The sequence below is a fragment of the Schleiferilactobacillus harbinensis DSM 16991 genome (genome assembly GCF_000425885.1).
Classification (GTDB): Bacteria; Bacillota; Bacilli; order Lactobacillales; family Lactobacillaceae; genus Schleiferilactobacillus; species Schleiferilactobacillus harbinensis.
The window spans coordinates 1-21350 of record NZ_AUEH01000031.1; the positions used below are offsets into that span (position 1 = coordinate 1).

Consider the following 21350-nt stretch of genomic DNA (forward strand, 5'->3'; position numbering starts at 1 on the left):
CCTTGGTCAGTGAAATTGATGAGCGTCTTCTAAAATTCGCCTTTTTTGTCAGCTTGCTCAAGCCCACGAGTGACGAAAAACGAAGAATGATGTTCTTAAGTCCCAATTCAGTCCGTGTATGTTCTATAATATTCATGGCGCGGCTCTCCTCTGTATCAGATTTTTGGTCGAATCAAGTATACAACGCAGGAGCGTCTGCGCTTATTTTTTTGCCAAAAAAGCCAGGAACCACGCATGTTTAACGTGATTTCCAGCTTTCAAGTTTCAGTGAAGAACTTTAAAGGCAACTCTTTCAGAGACTTTTTTAGAGCGAACAGCAAAACGCGCTACCGCCTTTATAAGTCGGGCAAGACTTGGCTCGCAGCAGGGGTAGCAACGCTCGCCGGGATTTTTGGCGGCGGGCTGATCGGCACCAGCACCGTGAAGGCGGAGACCATGGTGGGGGCGGCTAAACAAGTGGGGCAGCAGGATGTCTTGGCGACCCGCGACAAAGACACGATACCAGCCGATGCGGCGCTGCAATCGACGAGTACCTCGTCAGCCAGCGCCTCGGCGAGCACCAGTGCTTCTGTCTCGGCTTCGGCCAGTACGAGCGCGTCAGCTTCAGCCAGTGCCAGCAGTTCGGCGTCAGCCAGCACATCACTGTCGTTATCCGCCAGCGGGGTGAGCGCAGATAATCAGCAACCGGTGAAAATGATGCGTGCTTTTGCCGCGCCGGGTTCGGCGGCTGCAACCAGCACAACGGGCAGTACCTCAGCAACGGAAAGTGCCAGCGCGTCGGCGAGTGCCTCAGCGAGTGCGTCGGCCAGTGCCTCGGCGTCGACCTCCGCAGCGGGGCAAAAGATCACGCCTTTGGCGGCCGCTCGGGCGGCAGTGGCGGATCCATTTGCTAATTTGGACACAGCCGATAAATCAATTGCCCGGGGCATTGAAAATGCCAATAAGGATTTAACCTTGATGGTCGGTACCAATGCATTGAACGTATTGGGTAAAGATATGGGCTTTGGCCCGAAACTGATTTACGTGACCGACATTCTCCAAGCCTACGAGGCGTCGGTCGCGGCCGGCACGCCGATGCTGACTGCCGATGGCAAACCGGCTTGGAGTGCAGAAGGCGGGATCGCTGCTGACTATCGCGGTGGCGCTAAAGCGAATACGATCGACAAGGCCAGTAAATTACCGCCCAGTGTTGCGGAACACTATTGGGCAAATGGTTGGTATAGCAATTCTGGTATTATTCCGGGTACCAATCAGAACTTCGATTCGAAAAAGATGTGGCTGGGTTATGCGTCCGTAGTATCGCAATATGCTAAAGAAGTTGAAGCCTGGCTGAACCAGCTCAATACGCAAATGAAGGATCCGGGCAATCAAACCGCGGTCATGAACTATGCGCAGTATCGAGCCGGCGATTTGAAGTCAAGTGGGAGCTTTGGCCAATGGGTAGGGCAAATTTTTCAATCAGCGGGGGCCTACTTCAATTCGATCTTCAATAATGGCCTCTCCACCGCCGCACCCCAAGTGTTCGGCTATAGCGCCGGTACACCGCTGAGCACTGGCGTTGCCGCCAATTCTACGGTGGCGAAAAATGTCCAGGCCACGGTCTCCGGGGTTGACCGATTGATCGATATTGTGATGGGGATCATTCAAAACTCCATTATTAAACAGGCATTGAGCGATATCCGCTCATTTGGCGGGGCGACAGACAAGGGCAGTTACGCACCTGCGACGTTAACGAAAGCCCTGGCGCTCAACGAGCAGTTGACGAGTATCGCTGACTCGCTGGGGCTGTTAACCTCCGCTGATACTGCGGTGGCCACGGCGGCCTACCGCGCAATTGCGGACGGAATCGTAGAAGCAACGATTCGCAACTTCAAGTATGGGATGACGACGGCATTGAACACACTGGGAGTGCAAGCGGCCAACCCGTTGGCTACTGACTATCCTTCCGGCAAGGTATACAGCGTCGCCGACTTTGCCAAGCTGGATGGATTTTCACCCACGGATCCGCTGGCGATGACCAATAAAGACCAAAAGGTGACGGACGCCACGTCGCTGATGGCCCAGTCTGCCGGCTATTCCTGGATCATGAAGGTGGGCAAACCGCTGCTGACGATGGCAGCGAGTGATGCGGTGGCAGGAAAAGTCAAAACAGACATCAAGAGTATTGCCGATGGACTGCAGACTCAGGGGGCCATCACGCCCAATGAATACGCTAGTTTGCTGAACAATTCGCCCAATACAGCGGTCAGCGATTATATTCGCGACAGTGCTAATGGGGCTGCTGGGGCCCAGGCATTTCTACTGCAGCTGTACACGGCGGAAGCCAAAGCAGTGACTAATGCCAAGGCAGATTATTTAAAAGATCCTGGGACAACGACTACTCTGAACAGTAATCAGGCGGCTAATACCTTCACGAATCCGGGGGATCCGAATCAGGCCAACCCGACCGCCTATGCAATGGCCGATTATACCAATATATACGCCTATCTGCAGTCGTATGATGCGGCATACAAGGCCATGGCGGCCGCCGACAATGCGGCCCATGCTGCCGCCAATACCGCCAGTGGGGGTCAAATTTCAACGACACCGGCCAGTGTTCCCGATTTGTCTGCCGGTGCACTGGTTATGCAGGGTAATTTGGCCAATACAGACAACATGACCGCCCTCGCTCCGCAGTCGTTGGCGGCACAAGTTTATCGGACCGTTTATGCAGCTGAAGCCGAGAAGGCCAACGCTGCTTTCCAAGCCGGGAAGAAAGCAGCCGCGGCGACGGCAGTGGATAAGACGACCGGTTTGCTGACCATTAAAGATCTGGCCGCAGTGACGTACACCGACGGCAGCACACAGTACACGACGACCAATGATGGGACTGCAGCAGCCTACGAGAAACGCAACGCGAAAACAACCGATCAAGGCCAGCCCAAGGGCCAAGCCTTCATCGATGGGTTCAATGCGGCAACGGTGAAAATCACTGTGAAAGCCAGTTCGTCGGATGGCACTTTCAAGGCACCATCCGACACAATAGGTTATGCATTGAATGATGCGCCAGTGACCATCACGGCCCCCGATATTCCCGGCTGGTATGCCAAACCGGCAACGCAATCGGGTACGTACCACGAGGACACCACGCTGGCTTTCACCTACACGAAGGGCGCGTCAATGACCGCTAAGACGGCCGCCTCAACGCCGGCAACAGCGCTGTTTAGCGGGTCTAAGGCCAGTGATCTGATCCAGCCGCTGGTGAAGCTGACTTGGTCTGATCAGCATGCTGAGTATATTGGTTTGATTGATCCGAGTCATTATACCGTTGTTAATGACGGCACTGCTGTGGGAGATTACAAGTTTATCGTGACTTCTGCGGGGGCCCAGGCTATCCTGACCGCTCTGCAAGGCCGCCCAGCATTGGCCACGGGTTACCAGCTGCCTACGGTTGCTGATTTGACGGGTATTACTGGCACCTTTACTATTCAAAACAATCCAGCCAAGCAGCCGCAAATGGTGACTCAGGATGTCACGTACTATGTTGGCGCCGGAGAAACGCCGACGGCTGCAAGTTTTGTGGAGAGTGTGACGGACGCGGCTGGTGACGCCGGTGATCCGGCTCAAGTCACCGCTGATTTAGGGAGCATCGACACGACCAAGGATAGTCAGTATGAAGTAAAGCTAGCCTATACTGATCCAGTGAGCGGTATTGTATTGACGAAAGTAGCGATTTTGACCGTCGTTTCAGCCGCGACGTCAACTTCTCAATCAAACAGCACCGCGGACAGCCTCAGTGCCTCTGAATCCACCAGTTTGAGTACATCTGAGAGTGAAAGCATGTCCGCGTCGACGAGTGAGAGTGCATCTGTCAGTGAGAGCCAGTCGGTTTCGGCGAGTACCTCGCTCAGCACGAGCGTCTCAGAAAGTGAAAGCACCTCTGCTAGTCAAAGTGCGTCTATCTCAACGAGTGAAAGTGTTTCAGCCAGTGATAGTGCGTCAACGTCGTTGAGTGAAAGTATATCAGCGAGCACAAGCACCTCAGCGTCTCTCAGCGAAAGTGTTTCGGCCAGTGAGAGCACCTCAGCATCATTGAGTGAGAGTACGTCGTTGAGTGAAAGTACGTCTGCTTCTACGAGTGAAAGCATCTCAGCCAGTGAGAGCATTTCCGCCAGTCAGAGTGAATCCACCTCGCTGAGTGAAAGTGCATCGATCAGTGAGAGTGCTTCGACATCACTGAGTGAAAGTACGTCAATCAGCCAGAGTGAATCCGCTTCGACGAGTGAAAGTATCTCCACGAGAGAGTGTGTTTCAGTTAGCGAAAGTACATCAACATCGTTGAGTGAAAGTACGTCAGCGAGTGAGAGTATCTCAACATCGTTGAGCGAAAGTGCCTCAGCCAGTGAGAGCACTGCTGCCTCGTTAAGCGAAAGCACATCCGAAAGTGAAAGCACGTCTGCATCTCTCAGCGAGAGCATTTCTGTCAGTGAAAGCACCTCAACGTCATTGAGTGAAAGCGCGTCTGTCAGTCAGAGTGAATCGGTTTCGACGAGTGAAAGTGTCTCGGCCAGCGAGAGTGCCTCAACAAGTCTGAGCGAGTCCACTTCGACTAGTGAAAGCACTTCAGCCTCGTTGAGTGAGAGCACTTCAACGTCACTAAGCGAAAGCACCTCAACATCACTGAGAGAGAGTATGTCTGCGAGCGAGAGTGCTTCGGCCAGTGAAAGCATGTCAATGTCTCTCAGTGAGAGTACTTCCGCATCGTTGAGCGAGAGTATTTCAGCCAGCGAAAGTGCATCGATAAGTCAAAGTACATCAGAGTCATTGAGTGAAAGCACGTCTGAGAGTCAGAGCACAAGTATCTCTGAATCCATTTCAACGAGTGAGAGTGTCTCAACGTCGTTGAGTGAAAGTGCATCAGCCAGCGAAAGCAGATCGACATCAATCAGTGAGAGTAGTTCAGCCAGCAATAGTGTGTCGGCTAGTGAGAGTTTATCGGCTTCAACGAGTGAAAGTCTCTCCGATAGTGAAAGCACATCTGTCAGTCAGAGTGAATCCGCGTCATTGAGTGCAAGTATCTCGGCCAGTGAGAGTACGTCTGAGAGTGAAAGCACTTCTGCATCACTGAGCGAAAGTGTCTCGAATTCGATCAGTGCAAGTGCCTCAACTTCGCTGAGTGCAAGCACATCAACAAGCCAGAGCGAATCCGCTTCGACAAGTGCTAGCATGTCGGCATCGTTGAGTACAAGCATCTCGGCCAGTACGAGTACTTCCGACTCGTTAAGTGCAAGTGTATCCGATAGCGAAAGCACCGCCACGTCTCTCAGTACGAGTGCTTCTGCCAGTGAGAGCATCTCAGCATCTGAGAGTGAAGGCATTTCGAATTCGGCAAGTGTGAGCGTTTCGGCATCGCAGAGCGAAAGCACCGCCACATCACTGAGTGAAAGCATTTCTGCCAGTGCAAGCACATCAACAAGTCAGAGCGAATCTGCTTCGATGAGTGCGAGTGTTTCGGCCAGCGAGAGCATTTCAGCGAGTCAGGGTGAATCTGTTTCGGCCAGTGCGAGCACATCTGAATCGGTGAGCGCGTCTGCATCACTGAGTGCCAGCATTTCTGCGAGTGAAAGTACCTCAATCAGTGCGAGCCAATCTGCCTCAGCGGCAAGCACGAGTACATCACTGAATGATAGCGCGTCGGCGTCACTGAGCACGAGCACTTCTGAATCATTGAGTACTAGCGTCAGCCAGTCTGCTTCTACTAGTACCAGTTTGTCGGCAAGTCAGAGTACATCAGCAGCACTAAGTGAAAGTGCGTCGGTGTCATTGAGCGAGAGTGCATCACTGAGTGCCAGTACTTCCGCCAGTCAAAGCAAATCCGCTTCGACGAGTACTAGTACATCAGCCTCATTAAGTGCCAGCGCATCGACCAGTACCAGTCTGTCACTGTCTGCCAGTGAAAGTGTTTCGGCGAGTGCCAGTACATCGGCTAGCCTAAGCGAAAGTCTCTCGCTGAGCACCAGTCAGAGTGTTTCTGCCTCGACCAGTGAATCATCTTCTCTGAGTGCGAGCCAGTCTGCCTCGGTGAGCCAAAGCGAGTTTCTTTCCGTCAGCGCCAGCACTTCCACATCGCTCAGCGAAAGTATCTCAGCGAGTGCCAGCGCTTCTGCCTCTGCCAGCACCAGTGAGTCTATTTCAGTCAGTGCGAGCACATCGGCCTCGCTGAGTACCAGTGCTTCTGCTAGTCAAAGTCTCTCTGCTTCAACGAGTGAAAGTATTTCAACCAGTGCGAGTGAATCAACCTCAGTGAGCGCCAGCACGTCAGCGAGTGTATCTCTCAGCGAGAGCATTTCGACGAGTGAAAGTTTAAGCGTCAGCGCTTCTGAGTCGTTGAGCGCGTCTGTCTCAACGAGTGGCAGCCTTTCTGCTTCGACCAGCACGGCACTGAGTCAGAGCGCATCAGCATCGGCTGAGAGTGCCAGTGTCAGTGAGAGCCTGTCGACCAGCATCAGTGGCGCAGCTTCGTTTAGTGCGAGTATATCGGCTTCAGCCAGTGCCAGTACTTCTGAGTCAGTGAGTGCTAACGCTTCGACGAGTGTGAGTGCGTCCGCGTCTCTGAGCGCCTCTGCTTCGGCAAAGAGTGCGGCACAAAGCGTTGCTGCTTCAACCAGCGAAAGCCTGTCGACCAGTCAAAGCACCGCCGCGTCCCTCAGCGCAAGTGCGTCACTGAGTGCCAGCATTTCGGCAAGTGAGGTATCGGATTCAATGGCAACGGCTGCCGACAGCACTAGTCAAAGTGCTTCCGCTTCAGCCAGCGGCAGTCTTTCCGCCAGTACCTCCGCATCGCTGAGTGCCAGCGTCTCGCTGAGCCAAAGCTTATCCGCTTCGCTCGGCCAAAGTGCAACACCGTCAGCCAGTGCCAGCACGTCTGCCTCTGCGTCGGCCAGCACCAGTGCCAGCAGCAACGCCGCGGATTATGAGAACCAGCGGGTTTGGATCCAGCACACGGATGCCGCAGAAGTATATGCTGCTCCCGGCGGAGCCGCGACCGGCCGGGAGCTTCTGGGCGGCTGGTCAGCGAAAGTACTGGCTACTGCCCAGCACGGCGGCCAGCTTTGGCTGCAGATTGGGCCAGATCAATGGATCAAGGCCGCAGGCACGCAATTGACCCAGCAGCAGGTCCAAACCGTTGGGGTGGCTCAGCAACGAATTGATTTGGTCAATGCACCGGGCAGCACTCAATTGACTGGCCGGCAGCAGCTTAACCAGAACACGGCCTGGATCACGTTCATGCGGCAAACGATGCCGGATGGGTCGGTCTGGTATAACGTCGGTACAAACCAATGGGTGAATGCCGATCAGTTCCTGCTCAACGGCCAGTCCAGGGATGTGGCCGGCAACCGCGTGGCGTTTGTCACAAATACTCAAGGAACACCGGTATATAACAGTCCAAACGGCTCGGCCAGCAGTCGGCTGCTTGGTCAGGGCAGTGCTTGGGTAGTCAATCAAGTCGCCGCTGCCGGTAACGTTTTGTGGCTGCAGGTCGGCACGAATCAATGGATCAAGTTCACGGATACGCTGACTGTTGCGCCAGACCGGATCGAAACCTTACCGGCGGGCACTGTCGGCGTCATCAACTACGTACCCAACTATGGTGTCGCCCTCTGGTCAGTGCCAGGGCACGGGATCATTCAGAATCGCCTGCTCAAAGCTGGCACGGCCTGGCAAGCGGGGCGCAAGCTCACTCTGGATGACGGCTCCGTCTGGTACAACGTGGGCGGCAAGCAATGGGTCGATGGCCGATATTTCCTGCTGAATGGTCAACAAGCCGATACCCCGGCGGATACGCGGGTGGTACGGGTCAAAACCAATACCAGCGCCCAAGTGTACCAAGCACCCAACCAGCGCGGGACCGGTCGGCAATTGGCCGCCGGAACCGCCTGGCGGGTGAACCAAGTGGCCGCTCAGGGAAATCAGTTGTGGTACCAAGTCGGCACGAATCAGTGGATCAATGCCGCTGGCGTGAAATAAACCGAAAGGAGTGTAAGAAAATAGGGCTGATCAACTGCCAAACGGCGGTTGATCAGTCCTATTGCTGTGTGTTTAGTTATTTTGATTCTCAGCTTGTGCGGCGTAACGCAAATGCTGCTGTGTCCGCTTGGCGGCCTTGATGTTCTTTAATGCCCGCGCCGCTGTCTTCTTGTTGGGACTGTGTAATTGACGATGCGCACTCGCCATATCGATTTTCTCTGCCATGATGATATCACTCTCTTCTCTGGGAACTATAGACCATCATAACACGTTAACTTACTAAATGTAAGCACCTGACGCGCTGCTTAAACGTAGATGACCGCCAGCCCGGCTGGGCCGACGTGGGTCATGATGACTGGACTGGTCAGCCGGTTCAACACATGAATGTCCGGCCGTTTCTCTTTGAGTGTCTTTTCAATCGCATCAGTATCTGTATGACTGTCAACGTATGATAAACCGACCTGGGTCACGTGGGTATCGGCAACGATCGTATCGACCACGTTTTTAAGCAGTTTCTGCATCCCTTTTTCACCCCGGGCTTTATGGGTGACTTCCAGTTTGCCGTTGGGCATGGTCAGTTCCAGTTTCAGCTTCAGAATGGACGAAACAAAGCCGATGGCCCGCTTGGCCCGACCGCCTTTGGCAAAGTAATCCAGGCTGTTGACGAAACAGGTCAGCGTAATTTTCTTCATATAATCGGTCAGTTTGCCGACGATGGCCTTAGCGTCGCCCATCGTCTTGGCCAGCTTCGCGGCCTGGAGGACAACGAAGGCAAGACCGCGATCGGTCAGACCGCTGTCGAGCACTTCCACGGGCACATCCACTTGCTGCGCCGCCATTTGGGCGGCTTGGGCAGTCCCGCTCAGGACAGAGCCGATGTGCACCGAAACGATGCTATCGCCGGGCTTGGCCAGCGCCTTGTAAGTTTCAACGAATTGCCCAATTGAAGGCTGACTGGTCTTGGGGAACTCGTCGTCAGTGGCCAGGTGTTCAGAGAACTCCTGGCGCGTCATATCAATGTTGTCGCGGTAAGTTTTGCCATCTAAGATAACTTGCAGCGGCACCACCGTGATGTTGTTTTCTTTAATTTCAGCCGGCGTCAGTTGCGCCGTGGAGTCGGTTACAATGTGAATCATCAAAAATCCTTCTTTCGGGCAATATGCGGTGACTCGAATGTAGAACGTATCACCCTCTATTGTAGTTGATAAGACTACCTGCCGTCGAGCCTTCTTTTGGTATAATGTGAGTAAACGCATTCGGGGGAAGAGTAGAGCATGCAGCGTATATGGCGCCGATTAGGGCGGGGCACGGCGGTCCTTTTTCTGTTTATGGCTGTGCCGTTCATCCAAGGATTCACGGCCATGGGGGAGAAAATTGGGATCCTCGTCTTGGAGACCCTGGTGGCTCTGCCGCTAATTTGGCCGGTTCGCCGGCGAAATTATGGGTTACCCGCGGCACTCAGCCTGTGGCGGCGAATCGAACACTTGGAATTCATTGTAGTAACGGATAACACGAACCAGCTGGATCAAGAAAAGCGCCGGGAGTTTGCCCAGATGGTGCGGGGAACGCGACCGCTGGTCACGGCTTTTTACGCTGCCGGGAACTGGCTGAGCATGGTGTTTTACTTTCTGCGCTGGCCCGTTGTCGGCAACTTGGTCATCAGTGCCACGTGGGTCATCGTCCTGCTGGCCCTGGTCATCATTTATTTAGTCAATGCCTCCCGGGTGTTCAATCAGCATCTGCTGCGGCGGTTTCTCGGCTTGCAGCTGGTGGTGCCGCTGACGCTGCTATGGGGGCTGCTGATCACTGGCGTGATGCGCAGTAACTCGTATCATTACTTGATGATCTACTATCTGCTGCTCAGTGTCGCCGTGACGGCAGCGATTATTTACATCATCCCCAATTATCAATTGCGAGTGCTGACCAACTATACACCGGTACTCAACGCCACGACCACTGTCATTATGTTTGTGGTAACTGAATTCGGCACGGATATCATCAAGGCCTTGATGATCGGGATGGGTCAGCTCAGTGGGAACTCGGGGGTGTTGCTGAAGGCAATGTTTGGGGCCGGGACGATCCCGGCGATCAAGACCGTATTAACGCTGGTCTCCATGATTTTTTTGATCAGCGGCAACATTGTCGCCTTGTTTATTAATCGTCATCGCGTGGCCAGCGAAACACAATTGCGGACACTGCTGGTCAGCCGGCCGACGGTGATCACCCCAGAGCTGTACCATGAATTGCAAGCCATCGTTTATCATGGCTCAATTTATAGCACATTGTACCTCGCCAGTAATCCGCCTTTGGACTCAGCAATTCGAGATTATGAGCGCACTAACGGCAATATATCCCGCGGGTGAGCCAGCCGATAATCCGCCGCCGCAAATTGGCCTGCATCGTGGGCACCCCATTCGGCCAGGGCAAAGGGCAGGCAGGATGCATGGGCCGCTGCCAGATCTGGCGCTGCATCGCCAATGTAAACAGCGCGGGCTGTTTCCGGCAGTTGCGCCATGACGGCCAGCAGCGGGGCCGGGTCGGGCTTATGTTTGGCGGTCATATCCGCCGTCACGACGATATCGAACGCCCCTTGAAAACCGAAGCGGGTAATTTCTGTCTGCATTTCTTCATGAATCTTTGATGTAGCCACACCAACGGTGACCCCTTGGGCGTGCAACGCGGCCAGTGTATCGTGGATGCCGGGGTATACCGTGGCGTGGTCTTTTAATGCCGCCGCGTGACCCAGCCAGATTGCAAATAAGTGTTGGCGTTCTTTGGGGTCGGCGGTGAATTTCTCCAGGGCCCGCATTCCGGGAATGCCGAGGATAAATAACAGATCTTCTGCTGGCACAGTGCGGTGCTGCACCTCTTGCAGGGTCTGCTGCAATGAATGGACGTAGACGTATTCCGTATCGATCAAGGTGCCGTCGACGTCGAAGATGACTGTATTAAACATATGTACCGTTCCTCCTTATTGCGCGGTGGTCAATATCTTTTTCAACGCCTGCATCATCGGTGAGAGCACCAAGTCCGCTCGGTGCGCCACCGAGATGACGAACCGGGGCTGACCCGCTTGACTGATAGGCAAGGTGACCAAGTCATCTGCTGGGGCCACCGCCATTTTGGTCAGAAAGCCGATGCCCACGCCTTGGGCAATCATTTGTTTGACCAGGCCGACATCGCCGCTGCGGTAAACAATGTTGGGCCGAATGTCGGCCGCGCGGGTGAACCAGCGTAGAGCGCGATCATGGACAAACTCTTCATTCAGGACGACAAAGGGTTGGTCGGCCAAAGCGGCCACGGCCACTTGCGCTTGGTTGGCCAGCAAGTTTTTCGGCGGCACAACGATGCTGAATGGGGCATCGGTCAAAGGAGTGACGGCGAGTCCCGGCACATCCAGCGGTCCGCTGCTGCCCAGCAAGGCAATGTCGATACTGCCGTTTTGCAGCATGGCCAGCAGGGTATCGGAACCGCCGCTCTGGGTGAGCAGATGTTCTGTGAGTCCAGCGGCGACCAGCCGCCCGGCAATTTTTGGAAAGTAGTAATTGCCAATGATCGGCGGCAAACCGAAGCGGATCTTTTCTTCTTTTAAGTGGGCGATCTCAGTATGGGCCAGGGCTAATTCCTGGCCAATCGTGCGGGCGTGGCGGTACAGCTGCTGACCCGCGGCGGTAACAGTGAGCGCGGCGTGGCTTTGGTCCCGGTGGATCAGAGTCACGCCGAATTCGTCTTCCAGCCGCTTGATGGCCAGAGTAATCGTCGGTTGGGTCACACCAAACTGATCCGCCACGCGGGTAAAGCTGCCCAGTTCAACAAGTTGGACGTAATACGCTAAATCACGGGTGTTCACGGTTGACTGCCTCCTCATATAAATAAAGCTTATCACAGCTGGGCGGTGTGACAATAACAATTTGCCGGGTGTAAGGTTCTCTATGTCAACAAAACGAAGGGACGAGATAAATAATGACCAACACACCTGAACAGATTTTAAATAACCCATTTCTCAACAAAGGTACTGCCTTCACGTCCGCAGAACGCAATGCCCTCGGCTTGAACGGCATGCTGCCGCCAGCTGTCCAAACTTTGGATCAGCAAGTTAAGCAGACTTATGCCCAGTATCAAAGCAAGGGCAGTGACCTGGAGAAGCGGATTTTCTTAATGACCATCTTCAACACCAACCACGTCCTGTTCTATAAGTTATTCAGCGAACACGTGTATGAATTCATGCCAATCGTTTACGATCCCACGATTGCCGATACGATTGAAAATTATAGTGCGTTGTTCACCGAACCGCAGAACGCCACTTACTTAAATATTGATGATCCGGATCATATTGAAGACGCCCTGCGCAACAGTGCCGACGGTCGGGACATTCGTCTGATCGTGGTCACCGACGGCGAGGGTATTCTGGGTATTGGCGATTGGGGCACTCAGGGCGTTGATATTGCAGTCGGCAAACTGATGGTTTACACGGCCGCTGCTGGTATTGACCCTAGCCAAGTATTGCCGGTTGTGCTGGATGTGGGTACGAACAATGAAGCCTTGTTGAACGATGACTTATATTTAGGCTTGCGCAAGAAGCGGGTTTACGGCAAGCAGTACCATGCGTTTGTCGACAAGTTCGTGGCCACCGCCGAGAAGCTGTTCCCCAAGCTGTATCTGCACTTTGAAGATTTCGGCCGGAGCAATGCGGCGGACATCTTGAATCAGTACAAGGATCAGATCACTGTGTTCAATGATGACATTCAAGGCACCGGGATCATTGTCTTGGCTGGTATTCTGGGCGCGCTGAATATTTCCGGTGAAAAGATGACCGACCAAGTGTATATGAGTTTCGGTGCCGGCACTGCTGGGGCTGGGATCACCCAACGGATCTATGAAGAATACATCCAACAGGGCATGGATCCGGCGGAAGCCCGGAAGCATTTCTACCTCGTCGATAAGCAAGGGTTGCTGTTTGACGATATGCCGGATCTGACGCCGGAACAAAAGCCGTTTGCCCGTCAGCGCAGTGAGTTTGCCAATGCAGACCAGTTGACTAATTTGGCGGCGGCAGTCAAGGCGGTGCACCCCACGATTCTGGTGGGCACTTCCACCGTACCGGGCACCTTCACCGAAGATATTGTCAAAGAAATGACCGCCAATACGCCGCGGCCGATCATCTTCCCGTTGTCTAACCCGACCAAATTGGCCGAAGCCAAGGCAGCAGATTTGATCCAGTGGAGTGCCGGCAAGGCCCTAGTCGCCACCGGGATTCCCGCAGCGCCAGTCAAGTACAATGGGGTCACTTACGAAATCGGCCAAGCCAACAACGCGCTGGTTTATCCGGGCTTGGGTCTGGGGACCATTGCGTCGACTGCACGGCTGCTCACGGATGGTATGATTTCCGCTGCGGCCCACAGTCTGGGCGGCATCGTGGATGGCAGCCAATCTGGTGCCGCAGTCTTACCGCCAGTTTCTAAGCTCAGCGCCTTCAGCCAGACTGTGGCCGTGGCCACGGCGAAGGAAGCGGTGGCGGAGAAGCTGAACCAGGAAGATATCAAGGATGTTGAACAGGCCGTCACAGCGATGAAGTGGACACCGGCCTATACGACAGAAAAGGCGGGTGAGTAAGGGACATGACAGCACTCTTTACCTCTGTGCAGAGTATCCTGACGATTGTTTTGATCATCGCCTTGGGGTACGCGCTGCGGCGCAAGAAGTGGTTTGACGACAACTTTGCCGGGACGATTTCGAAACTGTTGATGCAGATTGCCTTACCAGCATCCATCTTTACCAGTGTGTTGAAGCGTCTGAGCCTGGACAAGCTGGTCAGTTTATCCTCCGGATTAGTTTACGGCTTCGGCGGAGTGGCCCTGGGCTACATCGTGGCTTTCTTGCTGGTCAAGCTGCTTAAAGTTCGGCCGGGCCGGCGGGGGACGTTCATCAACATGTTCGTCAACGCCAATACGATCTTCATCGGTTTGCCGTTGAACATGGCCCTGTTTGGGGATAAAGCAACCGCCTACTTCTTGATGTATTATGTCGTGAACACGGTATCCACGTGGACTCTGGGCGCCTTCCTGATGTCTTGGGATGACCCGACCAAGGCCGACAATCCGGATTCGGGCAAGAGTACCTTCAATTGGAAGAAACTCCTGCCGCCGCCGCTGCTAGGTTTCTTGGTGGCTTTGGTCTTCATGTTCCTGCCCTTCGATGTCATGAAGGTGTCCTGGCTCAGCTTCCTGATCAATGCCCTGGATTACGTGGGCAGTCTGGTCACGCCGCTGTCTCTGGTCTATATTGGGATCATTCTGGCCGACGCCGGCCTGAGTTCCATCCGCTTCGACCGGGATACGGTCGTGGCTTTGCTGGGCCGGTTCGTCATGGCGCCTGCTTTGATCACTCTGCTGATCGTCGGCGGGATGAAGATGGGCTTCAGTATTCCGAGTCTTGAAGCCCAGACGCTGATCGTACAAGCTTCCGCTCCTGGTTTAGCCGTGCTGCCGATTTTGGCGGATAACGGTCATGGGGACGTGGAGTATGCCACAAATGTGGTCACCACATCGACGGTACTGTTTGCGGTCGTCGTGCCAATCGTGATGGTATTGGTTCAGAATATCTAGTTGATCTGAATTAGTTTGCGACACCCCGATGTCAAGTGTATTCCCTGCTTGGCATCGGGGTGTTTTGCATATCCTTGGATGGTAAAATATAGTAGTTAAGCGGTTTATTTACGGAAGGGGTTCTCGATTTATGGCACAGGTCATGATTCATGCCGATGATGTCGTTGGGCAGGCACTGTTTGCGGAAGAAACCGGCGGCTTCAGTCTCACTGACCGTCTGGGCGGGGGAATCGATGTCACTGCCTTTGCCCGTCAGCCGGAACGGTATTTGACCGCGGTGCTGCGGCCGGAGTCAGGCGACAGCATGGCCCTCAGCCTGCTGGTTTATGTGACGGGAGAAAAGTCGCCGGCGATGACGATTCGGTTCGGTATTTTACCAACGGTCCGGTCAACGATGGTGCTGGATAAAGAATGGTTCAAAGGCGCCGTCCTTTTTCCTGATGCGCCGGTGGGCGGTCTGAAGGTAGTATGCCATGGTCATGCGGTGGCGCTTGCCGATATCACAAAATTGGAACTGGTGACGCTGCCTACCGCCGCACCAGTAACATTGCACGTAACGAATTTGCATTATACTGATACATATCCAAGGATCGGTCTGGATCAAACAGTATTAGTGGATCAGTTTGGCCAGACGATTGCCAAGGAATGGCCGGAAAAGATCCATTCTGAGGGAGAACTGCAGGAACGATTGCGCGCGGCGGCGAATCAGGCCCCGCAGATACCTGTTTCCAGTTGGGACAAATACGGCGGCGACATGACCCGCCAGTTGACCAAGGGGACGGGCTTCTTTGCAACCCAAAAGACTGATGATCGCTGGTACTTAGTCGATCCAGTGGGCAACGCCTTCTTCAGTTTGGGCGTCGACGGTGTCGGCGCCGCGAATGATTGCCGGATTGAAGGCATCCACCGGTACTTAGATTGGCTCCCCGAACACAGTGATCCGGAATATACCCATTTCTTCGCCACCGGGCATACCCCAGCGGGCAAACCAGTGGAGAGCTTTGCCTTTGCCCAAGCCAACTTGCAGCGGGCATTCGGGCCGGACTGGCAGGCGCGCTGGCAGGATATGATGCTGCATCAGCTGCGCGGGTTGGGCATCAATACCATCGGCAACTGGAGCGACCGGGCCTTGATTCGCCGGCAGGCGATGCCCTACGTGACGATGCTGCCGCAGTTCCCGGACACAACAGCCCACATTTTCCGGGACTTCCCGGATGTTTTTGCCCCGGAATACACGGAAGCAGCCCAGCAAAGTGCCCAAGCATTGGCGGCGCGGAAGGACGATCCGTGGCTGATCGGCTACTTCTTGCGGAATGAGCCCAGTTGGGCGTTTGTGGATCATCTGAATCTGGGGGCCGAAGTCTTAGCTAACCCGACCCGAACGGCGACGAAAGAGCGGTTGGTGGCTGATTTGCAGGACCAATACGCGACGATTGCGGCACTGAATACGGCGTGGCACACTGATTTCACTGACTTTGCCGCATTGTATAACACGCCAACCGTCCCGCCCGCGGCGAATGACGACCTGCGGGCGTTCTCTCGAAAAATGGTCAAGCAATACGTCAGTGTGCCGGCTAAAGCCTGCCGAGCAGTGGATCCGCAGCATCTGATTCTTGGTATGCGCTGGGCCTGGGTGTCTGATCCCGACTTGATTGCCGGGTGGGAAGACTGCGACGTGTTTTCCATTAATTGCTACGCCATGGATCCCACCAAAGAACTGGATCAAGTTCGTGACCTGGGCGTGGATCAGCCGGTGATGATCGGGGAGTTCCATTTTGGAGCGCTGGATGCCGGACCCACTGCCACAGGTTTGGAAGCCGTCAGCAACCAGACTGACCGGGGGACCGCCTTCCGCCATTACTGCGAACAAGTCGCCGCCCACCCTAATGGGATCGGGTGTCATTACTTCCAGTGTTACGACCAGTTCGCACTGGGCCGGTTCGATGGCGAAAACTATAACATCGGGCTGTTTGATATTTGCAGCCAGCCGTATCAGGCTTTGGGGGCCGCCATCAAGGAGACTGCCCGGCACATTGATGATATTAATGCCGGCGAAGCACAGGGGACCGCGCCGTTGGTGACGGAGCTGCCGATGATTGCCTATTAATTCGTGGTATTGTAGGGATATTAAGTTTTCTGGGGAGGAAAAAACTGTGAGACCCAAAATTGATGACGTGGCCCGGGCCGCCAATGTTTCTAAGGCTACTGTATCCCGTTATCTCAACGGCCACTTTGAACGGATGTCACCGGCCACGAAAACACGGATCGCAGCGGTGATTGAGGAGATGGATTATGTCCCGAATCGCCAGGCCAGCGCGTTGAAGTCCCGCCGGACGCACCTAGTGGGAGTCGTTGTGGCCGACGTGTCAAATATGTATTCGACGCGGTTGATCGCTGGGATTAGCGAACTGACCAAAGAAGCAGGGGATCAGATTCTCATTGCGGACAGTGCCAACGATCCCGGTGAGGAACTGCGGACTTTGCAGTTGCTGCTCGGCCAAAATGTAGACGGCATTATTTTGCAGCCGCTCAGTACCGACCCACACACCTATGATTTTATTCAGGCCCAGGGTGTGCAATTGGTGATGGTGGACCGGACAACGACCCCAGTGGCGCAAGTGACAGTTACGTCCAGCGATTATGCGGCAAGCCGCGAGTTGGCGGAGGCCATTGTTAAGGCCCGCTATCAAGACCTGATCGTTTTTGCTAATCCAATTGCGGGGGCATCATCTCGGCGCTTACGTTACCAAGGTTTTGCCGATGTGGCGCAGGAACACGGCCTGTCGATCACCTTGCTTGAAACCGGTGACGATTCGGCTAAAGAAAAAGATGCCGGCATGATTGGTCAGTGGCTGACCAGTCACCCCGGGCACCGGCCTGCCGTATTTACCACGAATGGCCGCTTGCTGATGGCCGCTTTGACCTGGATGCAAGATCAGGGACTGCGAGCCCCGCGGGATTTGGGCATCTGCGGTTATGATGATTGGGATTGGGCCCGGTTGGCGGGACCAGGGGTGACTAGCGTTAATCAGCATCCCCAGCGCATTGGCCAAACGGCTGCTCGGTATTTATATCAGGCGATCGCGGGTCAACCCGCCCCGGCCCAGCGCATTGAAATTCCGGCTGACGTCACTTTGCGGCATTCTTTATAATTCAGTGATCAACTTTTCTGTCCGGCGGATGAACCTTGTCCAGCCGGTCTTTTTTATTCTGAGAAGAAATCTAAGTGTAAGCGGTTGACTTATTTAGGAAACCGGTTTACTATGAGACTTGTAGAGTTAAGGAAACCGATTTCCTTTATTGGCAGAAAAGCAGACAAACACGGCAAAATCCAAAGGAGGATTTTCATCATGGCAAAACCGGTTATTGTAGCAAATTTACTGTTATTGGCGGATGAATGGCAATCTGGCAAGTCACAGGCAGAGCTGATTCCGGAATTGATCGATTTAGGCTTCGACACCATCGAAATCCGGCGCGAATACTTCCGGGACTTTAACAAAGAAATTCCTGAAGTGGCCCAGCTGGCCAAAGAGCACAATTTGACCTTGTATTACAGCGTTCCGGACGAAGTTTTTGTGGACGGCCAGGTGAATCCGAAGCTGCAAAGCTATCTGGATGAAGGCAAACAACTGGGCATCAAGAAAATCAAGTGGAATACCGGGGACTTTGCCCACTTCGATGGCGATTTAGCAGCGGCCTTGAATCCGCTCATTGCCCAGGGCATTGAAGTCAATATTGAAAATGACCAAACGCAAACCAGCGGTACGTTGGCTCCCGTTGAAAAGTTCCTCGCCGCCATTAAGGCCGCCCACGTTGATTTGGGTTATGTCTATGACTTGGGAAACTGGCCGTTTGTTGGCGAAGATCCGGTCGCTGCCGCCAAAGCACTGACCCAGTATGTGCGGTATATCCACGTTAAGGACGACATCACCACGGGTGAAAAGCCAGTCACAGTCCCGCTGGATGAGGGCGACTTGCCGTGGCGGGAGATCCTCGATATCCTGCCCCAGGATGTCCCGGTGGCCATTGAATATCCGACGACGGATCATGCCGTGATTACGACGGGTAAGGATAAAGTGGCGGCCTACTACGACGCTAAGTAACTTCGCGATCAACACACACAAACAGAAGGAGTTTTTATTATGGCACAAGAACGGGTGCAGCTTGATCCGCAGAAATTTGCGGAACAGTTTCTTAATACGCTGGATATTGATGTGCAACCCAAGGAACAAAACTTGGAGAGTGCCGCTAAGCAGGCCCTCGCCGCTTATCTGTCTGCTTATTTCTTGGCAGAGCGGTTTAACTCAACAGAGAACTCATTCTTTGTTGATAAAGACAACAAGGGCATCAAGTCCAGCTATCAACGGATCCTCAGTGAATTGAACGACTATTAAAAGGGAGGCTGACGTGTAATGGGCTCATTAGTTACAGGTATCTTACTCATCGTCACCTTCATCGGCTTCGTTTACTACGCCATGAAAGGCGGCAACCTGACCGTCGGTTTCTTCGTGATGGCCTTGGCCTGGACCATCATTGGCTTAACGCCAGTGAATGTGGCGGTTAAAGAGATCTTTACGGATCCCGTGTTGAATTATGGGAAAACAGCACTTTATATTATCTTAGGTTCCTGGTTTGGCCGGGTCTTGGTCGATACTGGTATTGCTGGCAGTATCAGTCGGCGGACGCAAGCCGTCGGGACAAAAGCCCCGGTGCTGGCCACGATCCTGATTGCGCTGATCACGGCGTTGATCTTCTCCAGTGCGTACGGGGTCGGTTCAGCCATTGCCGTTGGGGTCATTCTTTTCCCCATCATGTTCTCCATGGGCGTGCCCCGGCGGGTAGCCGTTTCGGTCTTCACCCTGTCGATCGGGGCCGCAATGTATATCAACCCGGTATTGTTCAACCAGTTCACGGTGTTCTTTAAAGGCGTGAAGTGGGGCGACCACTACCTGCGTTTCGGTTTTGTTGCGGCCGGTATTCAAATGCTCGTGGTGCTGGTCATGATTTTGTTCTACACCCGAAAGATCCGCAACGGCAAACCGGAAATGGTAGCCGAAGAAGAGGGCGAAGTCAAAGAAGTCCACTGGATCACCTATATTTTACCGGTCGTGCCAGTGGCCATGAGTATCTTCTTCAAATGGGACGCTGTTCCCGCCTTACTGTTAGCAACTTTATTGGCTTTCTTAATGACTGGCAATATGAAGAGCTACAAAGGCTTCGTCAAGATGATGAACGATACGGCCAAAACGGCCATTGGCGATATCGCTGGTTTGCTGATCATGCTGCTGGTGCTGACGATGTTCCAGCAGGCCGCAGTGCATACCATGAGCCAGTTCACTGGTATTTTTAAGGCAATTATCCCGAATAATCGGTTCCTACTCGTGATCATCATGATGATCATTGCCCCGTTATCCTACTTCCGCGGTCCCTTAATGCTGTATGGCGCGGGTGCTGCAACGGCTGCCATTTTCACTGCCACTGGTCTTTTCCCGCCGTATTTCCTCTACGGTTTGCTGGTCGTACCGACCATGATGGCCGTCTCCGCGGACATCACTCAGTCTTGGAACCTCTGGTCTGTGGAATACGCTAAACTGGATACGAAGACGTTCCTGCTCACTGGGTTACCATGGGCGTGGATTGCTACGGCATTGAATCTGGTCGCCGCGTACGTTCTGTTGTAAACTCTTTCATAGGATGTCAAACCAATTAGGAGGTCATTTTTCATGTCAGAATTCTTAACCATCGGGGAACCGATCGCATTGTTTGCTTCTGAGGACGTGGACAAGTCCCTGAAGGACGCTGTCCATTTCCACAAGTTCTTAGCCGGTGCTGAAGTTAACGTCGCCGTTGGCGTTTCCCGGTTAGGCCACTCCGCCCAATACATCACCCGGGTCGGGGAAGATCCGTTTGGTGATTTCATCAAGGACCAATTGGCGGAAAATCATATTGGCACTGATTATGTATCTTCAACCCCGGATTACTGGACGGCGTTTCAGCTAAAGGACCGGGTCTCCCACGGTGATCCCAGCATCTTCTACTTCCGGCGCGGTTCTGCCGCTGCCCACTTCGAGAAGAGTACGCTGGACAAGATCGACTTTAGCGGCGTTAAGTTTGCACACTTGTCCGGTATTTTCCCGGCCATTTCGGACCAAGCCCTGGATGCCTTCAAGTACTTGATCCAACTGCTCCACGAACACAATATTCGCACGACCTTCGATCCCAATCTGCGGCCGCAGTTGTGGTCCAGCCAAGAAAAGATGGCCAGCACGTTGAATGAGCTGGCCAAAGAGGCGGAAATCATTCTGCCTGGCGACAATGAAGGGAAGATCCTGGTCGGCAGCGACGATCCCAAGACGATCGCTGATTTCTATCTGAATCAAAGCGACCGGACCAAGACGGTGGTCGTGAAGACCGGCGCCAAGGGGGCGTATGTTCAGACCAAGGATGGCGAAAGCTATACCGTACCGGGCTTCAAGGTCGACAAGGTGGTTGATACGGTCGGCGCTGGCGATGGGTTTGCATTAGGCTTAGTGACGGCCTTGATGGAGGGCAAGTCTCTGCGTGATGCTGTGGTTCGGGCTAACGCAGTCGGCGCCTTCGCCGTCCAGGCTCCTGGCGACAACGACGGGTACCCGACACCGGAGAAGCTTGAAGCTTTCTTGAAAGCGAACCCGCGGTAAACAGATACGCAAGAATACGTGCTATGATTCTGATGGCACGTATTTTGCTTTTCAGTAG

General features: G+C 53.9%; 14 protein-coding genes. 10 read left to right on the forward strand and 4 right to left on the reverse strand.

Features of this window, described 5'->3' with window-relative positions; translation table 11 throughout:
- The first annotated feature begins 234 nt into the window (after positions 1–234).
- Positions 235–8007, forward strand: a complete 7773-nt coding sequence (locus H627_RS20105) for a KxYKxGKxW signal peptide domain-containing protein (RefSeq protein ID WP_051225344.1) — start codon at positions 235–237, stop codon at positions 8005–8007.
- Positions 8008–8079: 72 nt separating this feature from the next.
- Here H627_RS20105 and H627_RS20345 read toward each other — a convergent pair whose 3' ends face one another.
- On the reverse strand, positions 8080–8232 hold the full coding sequence (locus tag H627_RS20345; RefSeq protein WP_162143234.1) for a putative metal homeostasis protein: 153 nt from the start codon (positions 8230–8232) through the stop codon (positions 8080–8082).
- A gap of 80 nt (positions 8233–8312) precedes the next feature.
- Complete coding sequence (fakB, locus tag H627_RS0110035) at positions 8313–9143, reverse strand: DegV family protein (protein WP_027828849.1); 831 nt, start codon at positions 9141–9143, stop codon at positions 8313–8315.
- Between the two features lie 138 nt (positions 9144–9281).
- Between fakB and H627_RS17890 the strand changes: the two genes are divergently transcribed.
- Positions 9282–10370 carry a hypothetical protein gene (locus H627_RS17890; RefSeq protein WP_051225345.1) on the forward strand — a complete coding sequence of 363 codons (1089 nt, stop codon included), beginning with the start codon at positions 9282–9284 and terminating at the stop codon, positions 10368–10370.
- On the opposite strand, the gene H627_RS0110045 is transcribed toward H627_RS17890, so the two are convergent.
- Both H627_RS0110045 and H627_RS0110050 read right to left on the reverse strand, forming a co-directional pair.
- On the reverse strand, positions 10334–10963 hold the full coding sequence (locus H627_RS0110045; RefSeq protein ID WP_027828850.1) for an HAD family hydrolase: 630 nt from the start codon (positions 10961–10963) through the stop codon (positions 10334–10336). The two genes, H627_RS17890 and H627_RS0110045, sit on opposite strands and share 37 nt — an antisense overlap.
- Positions 10964–10978: 15 nt before the next feature.
- A complete protein-coding gene (locus H627_RS0110050) occupies positions 10979–11857 on the reverse strand; it encodes a LysR family transcriptional regulator (protein ID WP_027828851.1) in 879 nt (292 codons plus the stop codon).
- A gap of 113 nt (positions 11858–11970) precedes the next feature.
- On the opposite strand from H627_RS0110050, the gene H627_RS0110055 reads away from it, so the two are divergent.
- The 8 genes from H627_RS0110055 (at position 11971) to H627_RS0110090 (ending at position 21292) form a co-directional block, all read left to right on the forward strand.
- Positions 11971–13620 (forward strand): malolactic enzyme, encoded by a 1650-nt coding sequence (locus H627_RS0110055; protein WP_027828852.1) that lies wholly within the window; start codon positions 11971–11973, stop codon positions 13618–13620.
- A gap of 5 nt (positions 13621–13625) precedes the next feature.
- Positions 13626–14612 (forward strand): AEC family transporter, encoded by a 987-nt coding sequence (locus H627_RS0110060; RefSeq protein ID WP_027828853.1) that lies wholly within the window; start codon positions 13626–13628, stop codon positions 14610–14612.
- Positions 14613–14742: 130 nt separating this feature from the next.
- Positions 14743–16719, forward strand: a complete 1977-nt coding sequence (locus tag H627_RS0110065) for a beta-galactosidase (protein WP_027828854.1) — start codon at positions 14743–14745, stop codon at positions 16717–16719.
- Between the two features lie 46 nt (positions 16720–16765).
- The gene (locus H627_RS0110070) at positions 16766–17764 is read left to right on the forward strand and encodes a LacI family DNA-binding transcriptional regulator (RefSeq protein ID WP_027828855.1); all 999 of its coding nucleotides are present in this window, start codon (positions 16766–16768) and stop codon (positions 17762–17764) included.
- 198 nt (positions 17765–17962) lie between these two features.
- Positions 17963–18715: a sugar phosphate isomerase/epimerase family protein gene (locus tag H627_RS0110075; protein WP_027828856.1), complete on the forward strand. Its 753-nt coding sequence runs from the start codon at positions 17963–17965 to the stop codon at positions 18713–18715.
- Positions 18716–18754: 39 nt separating this feature from the next.
- Positions 18755–19006 (forward strand): hypothetical protein, encoded by a 252-nt coding sequence (locus tag H627_RS0110080; protein ID WP_027828857.1) that lies wholly within the window; start codon positions 18755–18757, stop codon positions 19004–19006.
- A gap of 18 nt (positions 19007–19024) precedes the next feature.
- Positions 19025–20293: a hypothetical protein gene (locus H627_RS0110085; RefSeq protein ID WP_027828858.1), complete on the forward strand. Its 1269-nt coding sequence runs from the start codon at positions 19025–19027 to the stop codon at positions 20291–20293.
- 42 nt (positions 20294–20335) lie between these two features.
- The gene (locus H627_RS0110090) at positions 20336–21292 is read left to right on the forward strand and encodes a sugar kinase (protein ID WP_027828859.1); all 957 of its coding nucleotides are present in this window, start codon (positions 20336–20338) and stop codon (positions 21290–21292) included.
- Positions 21293–21350: the final 58 nt, after the last annotated feature.